A 17,253-nucleotide genomic window follows, 5' to 3' on the forward strand; every position below is an offset into this window, starting at 1 on the left:
TTGAAACAAGTTTGATTGGCAAGACCTATATTAAATTTACAGGTTTTGCCAATTTTATCGATATTCAACACTATTCAGTAAATTGATAAATAAAAGTAGAAAAGTTAATAAATATTTTTTTATATTTAATGCTTGTCAAATGCGCAGAGACCGCGTATTTTAATTTTAGATTCACATTTTATGAAAGACATAACATGTTAAAGCAACCTATCATTTCAAACGCATATTTTTATTTCTGGCAGTTTAGATAATTGCCTGAATGCGTTTGGGCAATGAACAGGTTGCCCACCAGTTTATACCTGATCGGCAACCCTGATCAGGTTTTTTTATGCTTATCATTTTTACAAAACTTTGGAGACAGCCATGACAAACTTTAACTATTCATATTTTAACAACTTTTATTGGTCTTACTTTAGTCAGCTCATGACACTCTCGACCTCGTTAATTAGACCCATAACGCTCAAATAAAAGTTTGGACTGATTGCCAGTCCCAGGATTAAAGTCATGAATACCTTAAATACATCACAACAACATCACGCTGAAACCATTTTAACTTTACCTCAGCAACTGAAACAGCAATTGCCCCTGTCTGCGCAATTGGCTCATCAAGTCGCTGAACAACGTCAAACCATTCAAAATATATTAGAAGGCAAGGACCATCGTTTAATGGTGGTTACAGGCCCGTGTTCCATTCATGACGAAGCCTCGGCTCTAGAATATGCAGAAAAATTAAAACAGCTACAAGCCCAGGTGTCTGATCAAATTTTTCTGGTCATGCGTGCTTATATCGAAAAACCACGCACGACCGTGGGCTGGAAAGGTTTTCTTTACGATCCGAACCTCGATGGTTCTTCCAATATGCAATTGGGCCTGGAAAAATCCCGTGCTTTATACCTTAAAATTATTGAAATGGGCTTGCCAATTGCGTCTGAAATTTTAAGTCCGATGGCAACTGCTTATTTTGATGATCTACTGGCTTGGGGTGCCATTGGCGCACGCACCAGTGAATCGCAAATTCACCGTGAAATCTCAAGTCACATGCCCTACAGCATCGGTTTCAAAAACGGCACTGACGGTTCAATCCAGATTGCTCTGGATGCAATCCAGTCTGCCTCTCATCCGCATCAATTCCTGGGCATGAGTCAGTCCGGTTTACCCTGTATTTTAAACTCTCAGGGCAATCCTAAAGCACATTTGATTTTACGTGGCTCAAACAGTGGGCCGAATTACCAGTGCTCAGAAATCGAGAAAATCAAAGCGAAACACTCAGCAGAATTGCCAGCACTGGTGATTGACTGTAGTCATGGCAACAGTGCAAAAAATCCAATGCTGCAAGCTAAAGTGCTGGAGCAAATCGTCGCAGAACGCCTGCAGACCAATGTTCGCGGCGTGATGCTGGAAAGTCATCTGGTGGATGGTAACCAGAAAATTTCTGCAGAGCTGGTGTATGGTCAGTCAGTTACTGATGGATGTCTGGGCTGGGTAAAAACTGAACAGTTGTTGCTTGGCATTGCTCAGCATTTATCGCTTCGCTGTCTAAAACGCAGTGCATAAAGCTTTAAAAGCACTTTCTCTGACCAGGCTCGGTGAAAGTGCTTTTTATTTTAGAAGCTTAAAGTGCTTCCCAGTAAATTGACTTAACATGAAATACATCACACAAATAAGGTGATAAATTTTATAAAATAAATAAAATCTGTTTGTGTCCTCTTATAAATCCCTACACAATTAAAAGATAATATATCCATTTGAATATATAACCTTTTTTCAATAATTTAATGTCATGGCAGGTTGTTTGGGGATCTTGATGTTTGCAACAGAGCTCTTAGAAGAAGCACGAAAATTCATGCACCATATGCTGACCAAAGTGGTCGAATATGGTGGTTCAGATTTATTTATTACCGCCGACTTTCCACCCAGTATTAAACATCAGGGTTTAATGAAGCCTTTTGGACAGCAAGAACTGACGGCTGAAAAAACCAAGCTGTTTGCCTATAGCCTGATGAATGAAAAGCAGCGCAAGGAATTTGAAACGGAACTGGAGTGCAACTTTGCTATCACTGTGCCGGGTGTTTCGCGTTTTCGGGTCAACGTGTTCCAGCAACAACTCAATGTCGGCATGGTGATTCGTACTATTACCGCAGAAATTCCAAATTTCCAGAAGCTCAAACTTCCTGATTCACTTAAACATGTGATTATGGAGAAACGTGGTCTGGTGCTGGTGGTCGGGGGAACCGGCTCAGGAAAGTCAACCTCGCTCGCTGCGATGATTGACTACCGCAATGAAAATTCAGCCGGGCATATTATTACCGTGGAAGATCCGGTGGAGTATGTACATAAACATAAAAAATCCATGATTACGCATCGTGAAGTCGGTGTGGACTGTCATTCCTGGCACAATGCGCTGAAAAATACCTTGCGTCAGGCACCCGATGTGATTCTGATCGGGGAAATTCGTGATACTGAAACCATGGAACATGCGATTGCTTTTGCCGAAACCGGGCATCTTTGTCTTGGAACTTTGCACTCCAATAATGCCAATCAGACTTTAGACCGGATTATTAACTTCTTCCCGGAAGAGCGCCGCAATCAGTTATTGATGGATTTATCCTCGAATATGAAGGCGATTATTTCCCAGCGTCTGATTCGGACGCAGGATGGTAAAGGCCGTCGTGCAGCGATTGAAATCATGTTAAATACACCATTGATTTCCGACCTGATTTTGAAAGGTGAGTTTCATGAGCTGAAAGCGATTATGGCAAAATCCCGTGAATTGGGGATGCAAACCTTTGACCAGGCCTTATTTGAATTGTATAACCAGGGCGAAATTTCTTATGAGGAAGCGTTACGCAATGCCGACTCCACCAATGAATTACGCTTACAGATCAAGCTAAAAAGTAATCGTCAGGATAATGCAGCAGTTGGAGAAAGTACGCAGTTTTCTATGCTACAAAAACCAAAACCTGAAGAAAAATCAGCAGAAAATCAAGCTGTAGCTGAATAAAGACTGTCTTGGGAAACAATCAAAACAGGTAGATTTGAATTCTGCCTGTTTTGGGTTAGCTATTTTTGACTGCTTTAGCCTGAACCACCAGATGAAAATATCCCATACTACTTAGGGTCAAGACAGCACAAATCACAAAAGCAGTTTGATAACTATAAGCGGCAATGATAGCACCGATCAGGACTGAGCCAATGGCAATACCCAGATCATAGCAGGTATAAAAAGTCGAAGTTGCGTAGCCAATCCGGTGTTTTGGTGCACGTTGAATGGCTAAGGTTTGAATGCACGGTTGCACACTACCAAAACCGACTCCGACCAGAACCGCAGCCAGCATAAATCCCCATAAAGTCTGAATCTGGCTCAGTAAAAACAGACCCAGACTAAAAGCCAGCAGTGCCGGATAAATCACGTATTGTGGACCTTTGCGGTCATAAATTTTTCCAGTGATCGGACGCAGGCTCATCATGGAAATTGCAAATATCACAAAGAATAAACCGGCATAGGCCATTAAATCCTTACTGGCTGCAAATGGCGCGATAAAAGACATGATGCTGGCATAAGAAAAGGAAATCAGCATGGCAAGTCCTGCCACAGGCAGTGCTTTCTTTTCGACAAAATCAGTCAGCCCTAGTGATGTTTTCTTGTCGGTGTTGTCGATCATTTTTTCAGGCTCTTTGACCGGAATCAGTAAACAGAAGATAAAGCCGATAAAAACCAAAGCGATCAACAAGGTGCTGACCTGAAAATAAGACCAGTATTCAATTAAACTCAGACCAATTAAAGGCCCTAGGACAATTCCCAGATTGACAGACATGACAAAATAACCCATGCCTTCGCCTTTACGCTGTTCTGGAATAAACTGGTTGACCACCGGCACACAGGCTGTGGTCAGAATACTAAACCAGATGCCATGCAAGAAACGGATGATAAACAGAATCGTGAGCTGATCAGCGAGCAGGTAAGCTAAGGAAAAAAGACTGAAAAATATTTCTGAGACAATTAAAGTTTTGCGTATGCCAAATTTTTCGATAATTAAGCCACTAAAAGGACGTACTGCAATGGCAGAGACCATAAATAAGGTCATGGCCAGACCAGCTTGGGTCAGATTACCACCTAATTCTTTTAAGATATAAATCGGCAAAATTGTGGTTTGCGCAAAATAGAAAATAAATAAAAACAGGTTGTTGGCCAGACACAGTACAAATGACTTGGTCCATAACGGCGCTACAATGGCATTCATGATTATCCTAAAATGATGGGTGATGAGACGCTGGTCTTAGAATGGGGGAATTATTATTATAAATAAGTGTGGCATATTCAGGAGTGCAGCGCGCCCTGTTCAGTACTTTAGGAAATATACGTGAAAAATACAATAATATTTTAATATGAATATATGTAATTGAAGCCGATTGGGAAAGCGGAACAATATCTATGGCATAAAAAAAATCAGCCCGCAGGCTGATTTTCTAAATATAAGCGGGTTTATAGGCCAGCTTCATATGCTGTATTGGAAAGCAGGTGTTCAACATCTGACATATTGTCTGGTTTGATTTTATAGATCCAGCCTTTGCCATAGGGATCGTCATTAATAAAATCAGGATCATCTTCAAGATCAGGATTGATTTCAACAACAATACCAGAAACAGGTGCATGAATATCAGACGCAGTTTTGACCGATTCAACTACACCGGCTTGCTGACCCGCAGTGATGTGTGAATCAAGATCTGGTGCCTCTACATAGACCAAATCACCTAATGCATCCTGTGCATGGTCGGAAATACCGGTCACAACAAGATCACCCTCAATGCGTACCCATTCATGCGTACTTGCGTACTTTAATTCTGAAGGATGATTCATTGATAACTCCTTAAAAACCTTTAGATCATTTTTGACATGTTTTATACATTCTTTTTGGCCAAAACAAAAGGCTTATGACCCTTTATAAATAAGGATCTTTGCGCCAGTTGCTCGGGCTGCGACCACTCCAGCGTTTAAATGCCCGGCTAAAATTGGCGACATCACTATAACCAAGTTCATCAGCAATCTGCTCCAAGCTAAAGTCGGTCCGGGACAATAACGACGTCGCATGCCGGTAGCGTACTTCATCGACCAGCGTAGAAAAAGAGGTACCTTCAGCCGCCAGCTGACGTTTTAGGGTGCGGTCGGACATATGCAGACGATCTGCCACACTTTCAATACTCAGATAATGCTGCTCGGAATGGGTCAGAATATCACGGACCCGCATCGCAATCCGGTGTCGCTCGCCCAAGGCCGAGAGTTCAGTTTCACACTGGTTAATTGCAATCTGGCTGGCAATCGGATCGGCATGCACCAGCTTGTTCATCAGGTAGCTCTTATCAAAACTCAAGATCAAATGCGGCTGTTCAAAGCGAAACTGATGATGTGGAAATTTGGCCATAAAGCGTTCAAAGCCTTCCGGTTTTTTGAAATCAAAATCGATTTCTCCAGCGGCATAATCAATTCCGGTAATGGCCTTGGCCATACTGATCATGCCAAAAATCAGTGCAATCGAGATTTCGGTGCGTAAGGGTTCCAGCTGAATATCGGTTTGCAACTGGACTGTAGCCTTGGCACCAAAGGTCGAAAAGAATAGCTGTAAAAAGGGCATACGCAGCTGGATGAAACGGTTGGCCAGTACTAATGCATCGGTAATATCCTTGGCCGTCATGATGGCATAGCCGATAAAACCATGAATAGAAATCCGCATCTGGGTACCCAGATGATAACCAAGTGTCGGTTCACCGCTCAGCTTGAGGGCATGTTTGACCAGTTCATTGGCCACAGGTGTCGGGATGCGAAAATCAGGATCCGCCAGCTGCTCCGTACTCAGGCCAAAGGACTTGAACAACGATTCGTCATTATATCCCCAGCGGGAAATGACATCGAGCAGCAAAAGAGCGTATACACCTGGAATTCCCTGATCTTGGCGTGGAGCAATTGTTTTCATGCGCGATCCGTTGCACTCACTTAAATTTTTTTATTTATGGTCTGATATTGGCATGAAACTGCCATTTTTTTCATTAAAATTGTTGGACAAAGTTTTGGCTATTGCCACAATCATTGTGGCAGATTAGCCTGAATTTCGCCTAAAAATCAATTTAAACCGGAGAAAATCCTCGTTTAAATACCACAATTTTAGTGGTTGAACTAAAAATCATTTTATGATGCTGGTCAAATGCCTGCGTCTGGTAGCTAACGATCCCACGGTCAGTTTTGCTTCTGGAGGGCTGAATATCCATGATTTCGACTTCGACGTGAATCTCATCCCCGGGGCGGGTCGGACAAGGCCAACGCAGATGCGACTCTGAACCAATGAGCCCATAAGCCACAGGAAAACATTCAGTCCACAAGCGCATAACCACTGCCGCAGTATGCCAACCACTGGCGGCAATTCCCTGAAATACCGGATGGGCTGCAGCTTGCTGTTCATCAGTATGAAAGACTTGTGGGTCATAAGCCCGGGCAAAATTTTGAATTTCTTCCAGTCCCATATGATATTTACGGCTGCTAAAGCGGTCAGCGATGTTCAAATCTTCCAAATACAGCATTATTCACGATCCTTCGTTGCTTTGATCTGTTGTTGTATCAGTAATCCGCCCGTTTGACGCTGCCAGAGCTGGGCGTAGATTCCATTTAATGCTACCAGTTCATCATGGGTACCTTGCTCGGCAATTTTACCTTGATCCATTACAATCAGGCGATCCATCTGGGCAATTGTCGATAAACGATGCGCAATGGCAATTACGGTTTTGCCTTGCATCAGATCATCGAGGCTGTTTTGAATGGCCGCTTCGACTTCAGAATCCAGCGCACTGGTGGCTTCATCCAGAATCAAAATGGGTGCATCTTTTAGAAATACCCGTGCGATTGCAACACGTTGACGTTGACCACCAGAAAGTTTTACACCACGCTCACCGACATAAGCCTCATAGCCTTTTTTGCCGCGTAAGTCGGTCAGATGAGGAATAAACTCTTCTGCTTTGGCTTTACGTACCGCTTCATACATCTCTTGATCGGTTGCATCAGGACGACCATATTTGATGTTCTCTGCAACGGTACGATGCAGCAACGAAGTGTCTTGAGTCACTAAAGCAATGTTCTTACGCAAACTGTCCTGCGTCACATCTTCAATGTTCTGCCCATCGATTAAAATACGACCTTGGTCAAGATGATAAAAATGCAGCAATAACTGAATCAGGGTCGATTTACCTGCGCCTGAACGTCCCACAATCCCGATTTTTTCACCCGGGCGAATGGTCAGGTTAAACTGGTCAATGACATTTTTATCATTATAGGCAAAGCTGACATTGTCGAATTTAATTTCACCATGCTGAAGCTGTAGCTCTTTGGCATTGGGTTTATCTTCAATGGCAATCTTGCGGCCTAAAGTTTTCATACCATCCTGAATGGTCCCGACATTTTCAAACAGGGCAGAGGTCTGCCACATCATAAACTCGGCAATACTGTTCAGTTTGAGTATCATGGCCGTGGTGGCTGCAATAATGCCCAATTCGGCCTGTCCTTCCATCCATAGCCAGATGGCCGTACCCAACACACCGCCATAGAGAATAATGCTCAGAAATAAAATACTGATTTCATACTGAGCCCCCAGACGCATCTGTTTGTAAACCGTGACCATAAATTCCTGCATGGAGGTTTTAGCATACTGGCTTTCTCGACCAGCATGGGCAAACAGCTTGACAGTCTGGATATTGGTATAGGCATCGGTGACACGGCCGGTCATGACGGCACGCGCATCGGCCTGTGACTTGGAAATCTTGCTTAAACGCGGAATAAAGTACCAGGCCGCACAGATAAATAGCAGTAGCCACACCATCAAAGGGATAACTAAATAGGGAGAAATATTGCCTAAAACGATATTGATGGTGACGAAATAAATCAGCACATAGGCCAGCATATCTCCCAAAATGACCCAGAATTCCCGGATGGCCAGCGCCGTTTGCATGACTTTGGCAGATAAACGTCCGGCAAAATCATTATGGAAAAAATCCAGACTTTGTTTCATCAGTAAATTATGAAAGCGCCAGCGTAACCGCATCGGAAAGTTGCTATACAAAATCTGGTGCTTGATCAGGGATTGGGCACTGGCAAAGAAAATATTGGCCAGCAGGATAATGCTCAGCAAGGTTAGGTTGCTGGCATGTTGTTCCAGAAAAGTATCTGGCTGGCTTTTGCTGAGCCAATTTACCAGATCGCCAATTTTTGAGTAGAGTAAGGCTTCAAAGCTGGCAGCACCGGCCGTACACAGCACCAGAATCAGCAAATAACGGCGCACACCGTAGGCTGCCTGCCAGACAAATGGAAAAAACTTGGTCGGTAAAGGTTGATTCAGGTTTTTGGTGGGATAGGGATCAACCAGTCTTTCAAGCCATCGAAACATTATCGTACTCTTATCATGCATTTTGCTTTGTAGTGATTATAAAGGATTGAATTTTTTTAAGCCTAGGATTAGATGAAATAGCCACAAAATTATTATCCAAATCAGACTTTACTTTTCATGCCAGATACGTAATTCTAAATCCATAATTATATTAAAGTTTAAACCATTTTTCCTCATAAAAAGAATCAAAAACGAGAGAGCTTAAAGATGAGTATTTGGGTAGTGGCCAGCCGTAAACGAGGCTCAGGAAAAACCACGATTGCGATGTATATCAATGAGTTATTACGTGGGCAAGGCGCGACCTTGCTAATTGATGCCAATCTGGAACCGTATGGTTATGAATGGGCAAATCTGAAAAATAAACAATTTTCTTTCGAGCATCTGGATATCTTAAAACAAGATGGTCGTAGTCTGGAGATACTGAAACAGCAGTTCGCCTATATTATTGTTGATATTGACGGGCAGGATACATCTGCCTTGCGTTCAGTCCTGAAACATGCAGATAAGCTGATTATTCCCAGTTCCATCAATCCAGAAGATATCCGGCTTGAAACCGAACTGGTGCAATTGGCGATTGGGATCGCACAATATAATACTCAATTAAAAATTTATACGGTATTGAATAAGATTCCTGAACAGCAGCAACTTGCAGAAATGAAACAGACACAGCACCTGCTCAAGCATATGCCCGGTGCACGGTTTCTGAACACGGTGATTTATGAGCATCAAAGCTATCATCATTTATTACTAAACGGCGAAAGGATCTGTGAAGAGCAGTTTGACTCAGAACATGATTTTTATAAAATGCTACAAGAACTGATGCAGCCGCAAGCGTCTGTAATCTCAGCCTGAGCATCTCAATATCCAATCTAATATTTGTTTAAGTTGTCGTTTTTTATATTTTTATTTAATTAGACCAATTAAAAAGCCTGAAACTGTAGCCAGTTTCAGGCTTTTATTTTATTTGAAGATTGTCGCAGCTTTTCAGGAAACGCTAAAAGATTCCTTGAGGTCGAAACCTGAAGGTGCCTGATACACTTTTAGGCCAAATTCAGGAATAATCGCCAACAGGTGATCCAGAATATCCGACTGGATATTTTCATACTCGACCCAGACCGTGGTATTGGTAAATGCATAAATTTCCAGAGGCAAACCTTCACTGGTCGGTTGTAACTGACGAACCATCAGCGAGTGATTTTTACTAATTCCCGGATGCTGTTGCAGATAAAACTCCACATAGGCACGGAAAGTCCCCAGATTGGTCAGACGGCGCTGGTTATATTGCGAATGATGGCTGAGCTGCAAGTTAAATTGCTGCAGTTCTTCAGTTTTGGTATTTAGATATTGATCCAGCAGAATAAATTCTTTCAGCTTGTTCTGTTCCTCAGCTGACATGAAATGCACGCTGCTCTGATCGATATGAATGGAACGTTTAATCCGGCGCGCACCGGCTTCCTGCATGCCACGCCAGTTTTTAAAGGTATCCGTCACCAGTTTATTGGTCGGAATGGTGGTGACTGTTTTATCAAAGTTCTGCACGGTAATGGTGTGTAATGACATATCAATGACATCGCCGTCCGCATTTAAAGATGGCATTTCAATCCAGTCACCAATACGCACCATGTCATAAGAGGAAATCTGTACCGAAGCCACCAGCGATAAGATGGTATTTTGGAACACCAGCATCAGTACCGCAGCCATGGCACCAAAACCGGCCAGCAAGGTAAAGACATCTTTCTTGAGGAAAGTCCCCAGAATCATCAAACCACAAACGATGAAGATGATCAGCTTGACCAGTTGCAAATAGCCTTTAATCGGCTTGTTACGCGATTTCGGATTGCGCTGATAAATCAGGTTAAAGATATTCAGCAATTCGCCAATCGCCAGGGCAATGGTCAAGAAGATAAAGGCCTGCGCACCCATCTGGATAAAGGTCTCGACCTTGTCTGATAAATGCGGAACGGTGGTAATTCCATTCATAATCACAATGGCCGGCACAATATTGGCAATACGGCGGATCACGCTATGCTCGGCAATGATTTCATTATGTGCAAAAGGCATTTTGGAAATCAGTTGACGTATTCCGCGAACAACGACTTGTTTGGCAAATAAATTTGCAATAATTGCCAGTAAAATCACAATGCTCAATGAAGAGAGCATTTCTAGCCAGGGATATTGATCTGCCCACACTTGTATATTCTGGACAAGCTTAAACTGTTCCAACTTATCTTTTCTCACACTGTTAAAATTGTGAAAGAGTTTATAGCTTTAAGCTGAGTTTTTTAATTTTAATTAAACTTTTAATACATATCTTTGGAAAGTGTTTACCTGAAATAGCTTTTAGACTGTGATCTGATATAAAAAAACCGGCCTAAGCCGGTTTAGTATGATATCAAATACTAATAATAACTTACCACATCAGGTCATCCGGAATGACATAGGCTGCATACGGATCTTCTTCATCGGTAATTTGTTCATTTTTCTCTGAATTATTCACAATGATAAAGCCTTGCATCTTGGCATTAATACGATCTCCCAAAGCCTTAGGCAAGAACACATAACTGTCATTTTCACGTGCAATCACCAGACTGCCTGCCACCAGTGCATTATAGATCTGCTGGTTCAGGTAAACCTTCTTGATCTTGCTGTCATCAATAAACTGATACACCGCATCACCATCCGTATCGCGGATTTTGTGCTGGTTAATCATCTGGATGATCGCGGCTTTCAGTTCTTTTTCCTGTAAGGCCGCTTTTTTCTCTAACTCGATGGCTTGGTCTTTGGCCAGTTTCTGCTGCTTGTCTTGCTCAATTTTCGCCTTGATTTCAGCCTCGGTGCTATCACCGGTGCGTTTTTCATGCACAGCCTGTTTAGACAGTTTTTTGGCTTTTTTATTATCGACCAAACCTGCCTTTAACAATTGTGCCTGCAATGCATTTTTAACCATGAGAATGTCCAGAAATTAATCGTGTTGATGTCGATAACGTAAATAAATCACCCAGTAAATCAGACTGAGCATCAGGCTCAGCCCTGCCGGGATCAGGAATGCATTTAATTTTAAATAAGGATAAAGCCAGCTGGCAAGAATACCACCGCTTAAAAAACCGAGCAAAATAAGTAAATGTAAAACGACTCGGCGTGGTTCTACATCTAAGCCGCGTAAACGGTAACCCATGGCCAAGCCAAGGTCGGTCAGTACACCAGATAAATGCGTGGTGCGAATAATGGCACCTTTATAATGGCTGACCATGGCATTTTGCAGACCCATCGCGACACAGGCCCATAACAGGGCATAGCGCGGGAAATAGGGCAATAATAACCAGCAGATCAGAATAAAAAAAGCCACCAGGCTTAAAGGGTAACCATAAAGTCGTCCCAAGCGAAAGTGACTATTTCCTAGAATCAGCCCGCTATACAGAGAACCAATGACATAGCAGAGTGTGACCAGAAGCAGATATAGCATCATGTCTGGCTGCCAGTCCAGCAGCGCCATGGCCAGCATACTGACATTACCGGTCATATGTGAAACAGACTGGTGTAATACCGTCACCAGACCCAGGACGTTAATCATGCCGGCATTCACCGCAAGAAAGAACGCCCCTAATTGTATCCAGGTAGGTAAACGCTGTAATGGCATAACAACATCATTGGCAAAAAATTTTGATTATTCAATATAAAATCAATTTGATGCGCGGTCTACTGCTGTGGTAAATAAAACATCCGTAGACGAGTTTAAAGCAGTTTCAGTAGAATCCTGCAATACACTGATTACCATACCAATCGCGACCACTTGCATAGCGATATCCGAAGAAATACCAAACAGACCACAGGCCAAAGGAATCAACAATAATGAACCACCGGCCACACCTGAAGCACCACAGGCCGAGATGGTTGCTACTACGGAAAGAATTAGCATGGTGGTGAAATCTACGCTAATGCCCAAGGTATTTACCGTTGCCAGTGACAATACGGTAATGGTGACCGATGCCCCAGCCATATTGATCGCAGCACCGAGAGGAATCGCGATACTTGCGGTTGATTCTTTGACGCCTAGACGTTTTGCCAGATCCAGATTGACGGGAATGTTGGCTGCCGAACTACGGGTAAAGAAGGCGGTAATGCCACTTTCACGCAAGCAGGTAAAGACGAGTGGATAGGGGTTGTGACGCGTCACTAAAGCCACCAACATTGGGTTAATTACCAGTGCAACAAAAGCCATCGTACCTAATAATACCGCAAGTAAATGTGCATAACTGGTCAGCGTATCCAGACCGGATTCAGCAAAAGTCACTGCAACCAGACCAAAAATACCCACAGGTGCAAAACTGATCACTAAACGAATCACATAATTAACCGCAAAGGCGGCATCATTCAAAAGGGTCTTGGTGGTATCCGATGCATGACGGAAGGCGATGCCCAATGCCACAGACCAGGCCAGAACGCCAATGAAATTTGCTTCAGCAATAGCAACGACCGGGTTGGCGACAAAGCTAAGCAGCAGATTCTTCAGGATTTCTACCAGACTGCCAGGTGGCTGTAAGTCCGCTTGTGCAGCAATATCCAGAAACAGCGTACTTGGAAATAACATACTCGAAACGACAGCACTGAGTGCAGCAAGGAACATACCTACCGCATACATCATCATAATCGGTTTAATGGCGGTGTTGGATTGCCCCACTTTAAAATTTGCAATAGAAGCTAAAACTAAAATGAAAACCAGAATCGGTGCAACAGATTTCAAGGCTTTAATAAACAGGTCGCCCAATAGGCTTAATGAGGGAGTAGCTTCGGGAAATACCACAGCCACACCTACACCTAAAATAATGGCGATGATGATTCGAGAGACTAGGCTCATACGCATAAGGGCAGAAAACATAAGATTGCCTTGTGAAAATTACGAGGGCTAAATTTGGGAAAAAGTTGCGCTATTTTATACTTAATTTAAACAAGGCTTGAAATATATTTTTATATAAAAAACAAATTATTGATATAATTGATTTATTCTAAAATTAATCAATATAAAAGAATACTTTTATTTAAGAAAACAATCTAAAGATGATGAATAAATCATCTCTTTTAAAGTTATATTCATGAAATAAATATCAAAGTTAAATCTATAAATTCAAATTATATTTGAAAATTTAAAAAAGTTTGGTGTCATGACCGGTTTGAATCTCCGGCCATAAGTTTAATTATCTGCTGTCCTAAATCGTATAATCTTTATGCTGCTCAAAGATTTCTGGAGCCAAGTCCCGAATTGCCTGAAAATGAGTCAGATAAATGTGGCCACTCAGATGAATCATCAGCTTCGATGCTTGTAGCTTGTCCATCACCGGGCCTTTCACTTCGGCAAAATGCAGTCGAATGTTCAGTTTGGCCAATTCCGCATTTAAATCCTCCAGCATTTCCAAAGCGCTTAAATCAATGGCACTGATACTGGAGCAATTTAAAATCACATGTTGCAACTTGTCATTCAGGCTCATCTGATTGATCAGATAACCTTTGAAGCTATTGGCATTCAGAAAAGTCAGATTTTCATCAATCCGCAGTGACAGCACCCGATCGGAGGTACTGACTTGATGACGCTGAATATTACGAAAATGCTGTGTACCTTCGACCAGTCCGAGCACTGCAATATGCGGACGACTGATTCGCCATAACATCAGGATAAACGTCGATATGATCCCAATAATCAGGCCAGTGGAAATATCAATCAGCACCACACCCAGAAAGGTAATCCACATGGCAATACCATCGGCTTTAGAATAACGCCAGGCATCAAAGAAAGGCCGAAAATCGACCAGTTTCCAGATGGAAACAATAATCGTAGCGGCCAGAATGGTCAGGGGCAGATCTTCAAAAAATCCGGTAAAGAACAGGCTGACGAAAATAATCAGAATGGAGGACAAAACTCCTGCCATGGGGGATTTGGCACCGGCATCGGCATTGACCACGGTACGCGACAGACTGCCAGTAACCGGAAAGGCTGAACTGACACCTGCACTGATATTGGCTAGGCCAAGTGCAATCAGTTCCTGATTACTGTTTAAATGACTGCGTTGTTGCAAGGCTGTGGCTTGAGCAATTGACAGTGATTCCACAAAGCTGATCATGGCGATCATGCTGGCACCCGGTAACAAGGTCATGACCAGTTCCCAGTTCCAGTGCGGAAAAGACAAGGGCGGAAAACCGGACGGGATTGCACCCACTGTTTTAATGCCTTGCCCCTTTAAATTCAGAAATACAATCGCTGCAATCCCGAGACATACCAGAATGAGAGGCACAGCCCGTATCAGAAAATCTGTAGAGCCGATCCGGCTTTGTACTGCCTGAGATTTTAGCAACTTGGGCAGATAGATCAGTAAAGCCATCGACAACAGGCCAAATAACAGGCTTGGTAAATGCAGGAGCGGCAGATACTCCAGAAGACTTGTTGTAAATTCTGGAATGTTATTGGCTTTTAAGGGTAGGTCGACCAAGAACTTCAATTGTCCTAAAGCAATTAATAATGCCGAGGCAATAATAAAGCTCTGAATGACTGGATGACTGATCAGCTGAATTAAGAAACCGAAACGGAATAATCCCAAGAGCAGGGAAATAATACCGACCATGAGTGCTAATAAGGTCGCAGCTTCGATATAGACCGATGAGCCGACTTCAAACAGTGGATTGAGCGTGGCAAAAGTCATCATTGAAATGATCGCCACCGGGCCAATCGATAAAGTCGAACTGCCACCGAGCAACGCATAAATGATCATTGGCAGGATGCTGGCATATAAGCCCATGATCGGCGGTAAACCGGCCAGCATGGCATAAGCCATCCCCTGAGGAACCAGCATCGCCACGACAATCAGTGCGGCCAGCACATCGGATTTAAATTTGACCGGCGTATAGTCGCTTAACCATGCCCAGGCAGGCAGTCTATGCAGAAGTTTAGACTTGGAATTTGGCATAAAAAGGTCTAAATCACAAATATAGATATATTATGCACAAATTCTGCTAAGAAATCTTAAGGGGTCGAATTTGTGATGATTTATGTTTTTAAAATAAATCAGCTCGGTCTGGCCTCCATTTTCTTGAAGCAGCTATAGCGATTTTCTACAAAGTCGTTATTTCTGCCAGATCAATGGGGTAGAGAAGTGTGTTTTGGCGTTAAATAGTGTTTAAAAATAAACTATTTAATTTGATTCGCACAATACAGCTGATAAAGCGTAGTCAATACCACAATCAAATTTTGATCTTTAATTGAATAATAGATCTGTTTACCATCCCGACGGGTATTCACTACATCACTTTTGCGCAGCATCATCAGTTGCTGGGAAAGCGTCGGTTGTTTAATGTCGGTAATATCTTCAATTTGTGAAACATTCAGTTCCGCTTGAGAGAGATGGCATAAAATAAGGAGACGGTCAGTATTGGCCAGAGATTTTAAAATGCCGACGACCTGTTCTGCTGAATCGCGCATAGTCGTGATTTCAAAATCGGTTTTCATCTCATATGTCCATTATAAAATTACAGCCCGCACATTATAAGGGGCTCGATGATTAATACATTGATATAATATTTAAATATTATCGGGTTTTAATCAGGTTAAACATTAGTTAAAGTTATATTTTAAACGTTGATAAATAATATAAAATCATCGAATTATTTAAAAAATATTTTGGTTTAAATTACTGCGATCAAGTGCAAATTCCATCAAACATCTACAAACGAAAAAAATGCTTGTATGATGTTTAAATGACTTGAACCAATAACATCAGGGATATCATCATGAGTACAGATTCAGCTTTTCCAACACCAAATAATTTAGGGATAGCGGTTTATAGTAATAATGCAGACGCAATTGGAAATACACCGCTAGTTCGTATTAATCGTGTAATTTCAGCTCCGGTAACTGTACTTGCTAAAATTGAAAGCCGTAATCCGGCCTTTTCAGTCAAATGTCGTATTGGTGCAGCATTAATTAACGATGCAGAAAAATCTGGAAAACTCAAACCCGGTATGCACATCGTTGAACCCACCAGTGGCAATACCGGCATTGCATTGGCCTTTGTGGCAGCCGCTAAAGGTTATGAACTGACGCTCACCATGCCTTCAAGCATGAGTATTGAACGCCGTAAAGTAGTCAAAGCTTTAGGAGCCAATCTGGTCTTGACCGATCCGGCCAAAGGCATGAAAGGGGCGATTGAAGCAGCCGAGAGTCTGTTGAATGAGAACCCGGAGCAGTATTTCCTGCCACAACAGTTTGAAAATCCGGCCAATCCTAAAATTCATGAAGAAACCACCGGCCCAGAAATCTGGGAAGCAACGGCGGGCAATGTCGATATTCTGGTCGCAGGTGTCGGAACAGGCGGAACCATTACCGGTATTTCGCGTTACTTTGAGAAAGTTAAAAATAAGCCTCTATATTCGGTGGCGGTGGAACCTGCTGAATCTGCAATTATTGGTCAGGCCAAACGCGGCGAAACGCTGACACCGGGACCACACAAAATTCAAGGTATTGGTGCCAACTTTATTCCGGGCAACCTGGATTTAGATCTGGTCGATGAAGTGATTGCCATTAATAGCGCAGAGGCAATCGAGTGGGCACGCAAAACTGCAGCTCAGGAAGGTATCTTGGTCGGCATTTCAAGTGGTGCGGCCATGGCGGCAGCGGCACAACTGGCTGCACGCCCGGAAAATGCCGGTAAAAATATTGTGGTGATTTTGCCAGATGGCGGAGAACGTTACCTGTCTTCGGTTCTGTTTGAAGATATTTCTACCGAATAAAATTGATGCATTCAATATTTTAAACACTGCTATAAAAGCCCGAAGTCATCTTCGGGCT

At 42.7% G+C, this 17,253-nt stretch carries 15 protein-coding genes; 4 read left to right on the top strand and 11 right to left on the bottom strand.

What is annotated here, in order from left to right; translation table 11 throughout:
- Positions 1–504 precede the first annotated feature (504 nt).
- Positions 505–1,554, top strand: a complete 1,050-nt coding sequence (locus FTU40_RS04100; RefSeq protein WP_180039871.1) for a 3-deoxy-7-phosphoheptulonate synthase — start codon at positions 505–507, stop codon at positions 1,552–1,554.
- A gap of 250 nt (positions 1,555–1,804) precedes the next feature.
- Complete coding sequence (locus FTU40_RS04105; RefSeq protein ID WP_074382739.1) at positions 1,805–3,001, top strand: PilT/PilU family type 4a pilus ATPase; 1,197 nt, start codon at positions 1,805–1,807, stop codon at positions 2,999–3,001.
- Positions 3,002–3,056: 55 nt separating this feature from the next.
- Here the strand turns inward: FTU40_RS04105 and FTU40_RS04110 are convergent, their stop codons facing one another.
- The 5 genes from FTU40_RS04110 to FTU40_RS04130 form a co-directional block, all read right to left on the bottom strand.
- Positions 3,057–4,241 carry an MFS transporter gene (locus tag FTU40_RS04110; RefSeq protein ID WP_100328583.1) on the bottom strand — a complete coding sequence of 395 codons (1,185 nt, stop codon included), beginning with the start codon at positions 4,239–4,241 and terminating at the stop codon, positions 3,057–3,059.
- A 242-nt stretch (positions 4,242–4,483) separates the two neighbouring features.
- Positions 4,484–4,858 carry a glycine cleavage system protein GcvH gene (gene gcvH / locus FTU40_RS04115; protein WP_005097000.1) on the bottom strand — a complete coding sequence of 125 codons (375 nt, stop codon included), beginning with the start codon at positions 4,856–4,858 and terminating at the stop codon, positions 4,484–4,486.
- Between the two features lie 82 nt (positions 4,859–4,940).
- A complete protein-coding gene (locus tag FTU40_RS04120) occupies positions 4,941–5,969 on the bottom strand; it encodes an AraC family transcriptional regulator (protein WP_005096998.1) in 1,029 nt (342 codons plus the stop codon).
- A 151-nt stretch (positions 5,970–6,120) separates the two neighbouring features.
- Entirely contained in the window at positions 6,121–6,570 is a 450-nt protein-coding gene (locus FTU40_RS04125) for a MaoC/PaaZ C-terminal domain-containing protein (RefSeq protein WP_005096996.1), read from the bottom strand.
- Positions 6,570–8,423, bottom strand: coding sequence for an ABC transporter ATP-binding protein (locus tag FTU40_RS04130; RefSeq protein WP_180039873.1), 1,854 nt, complete (start codon positions 8,421–8,423; stop codon positions 6,570–6,572). Before FTU40_RS04130 ends, FTU40_RS04125 begins: the two co-directional genes overlap by 1 nt.
- Before the next feature lie 207 nt (positions 8,424–8,630).
- On the opposite strand from FTU40_RS04130, the gene FTU40_RS04135 reads away from it, so the two are divergent.
- Positions 8,631–9,275 carry a hypothetical protein gene (locus FTU40_RS04135; protein ID WP_180039875.1) on the top strand — a complete coding sequence of 215 codons (645 nt, stop codon included), beginning with the start codon at positions 8,631–8,633 and terminating at the stop codon, positions 9,273–9,275.
- Positions 9,276–9,407: 132 nt separating this feature from the next.
- Here FTU40_RS04135 and FTU40_RS04140 read toward each other — a convergent pair whose 3' ends face one another.
- From FTU40_RS04140 to FTU40_RS04165, 6 genes are all read right to left on the bottom strand, one after another.
- Positions 9,408–10,646, bottom strand: coding sequence for a mechanosensitive ion channel family protein (locus FTU40_RS04140; RefSeq protein WP_180039877.1), 1,239 nt, complete (start codon positions 10,644–10,646; stop codon positions 9,408–9,410).
- A gap of 187 nt (positions 10,647–10,833) precedes the next feature.
- Entirely contained in the window at positions 10,834–11,370 is a 537-nt protein-coding gene (locus FTU40_RS04145) for a DUF2058 domain-containing protein (RefSeq protein WP_005096992.1), read from the bottom strand.
- A gap of 15 nt (positions 11,371–11,385) precedes the next feature.
- Entirely contained in the window at positions 11,386–12,060 is a 675-nt protein-coding gene (locus FTU40_RS04150; RefSeq protein WP_005170772.1) for a YoaK family protein, read from the bottom strand.
- A gap of 42 nt (positions 12,061–12,102) precedes the next feature.
- Positions 12,103–13,299 carry a serine/threonine transporter SstT gene (sstT, locus tag FTU40_RS04155; protein ID WP_005170774.1) on the bottom strand — a complete coding sequence of 399 codons (1,197 nt, stop codon included), beginning with the start codon at positions 13,297–13,299 and terminating at the stop codon, positions 12,103–12,105.
- Positions 13,300–13,627: 328 nt separating this feature from the next.
- A complete protein-coding gene (locus FTU40_RS04160; RefSeq protein WP_180039879.1) occupies positions 13,628–15,376 on the bottom strand; it encodes a SulP family inorganic anion transporter in 1,749 nt (582 codons plus the stop codon).
- 221 nt (positions 15,377–15,597) lie between these two features.
- Complete coding sequence (locus FTU40_RS04165; RefSeq protein WP_005170781.1) at positions 15,598–15,915, bottom strand: helix-turn-helix transcriptional regulator; 318 nt, start codon at positions 15,913–15,915, stop codon at positions 15,598–15,600.
- Between the two features lie 281 nt (positions 15,916–16,196).
- On the opposite strand from FTU40_RS04165, the gene cysK reads away from it, so the two are divergent.
- Complete coding sequence (cysK, locus tag FTU40_RS04170) at positions 16,197–17,195, top strand: cysteine synthase A (RefSeq protein WP_180039881.1); 999 nt, start codon at positions 16,197–16,199, stop codon at positions 17,193–17,195.
- Positions 17,196–17,253 lie beyond the last annotated feature (58 nt).

This window comes from Acinetobacter sp. YH12100 (genome assembly GCF_013419135.1).
In the GTDB taxonomy this organism is placed as follows: domain Bacteria; phylum Pseudomonadota; class Gammaproteobacteria; order Pseudomonadales; family Moraxellaceae; genus Acinetobacter; species Acinetobacter pseudolwoffii.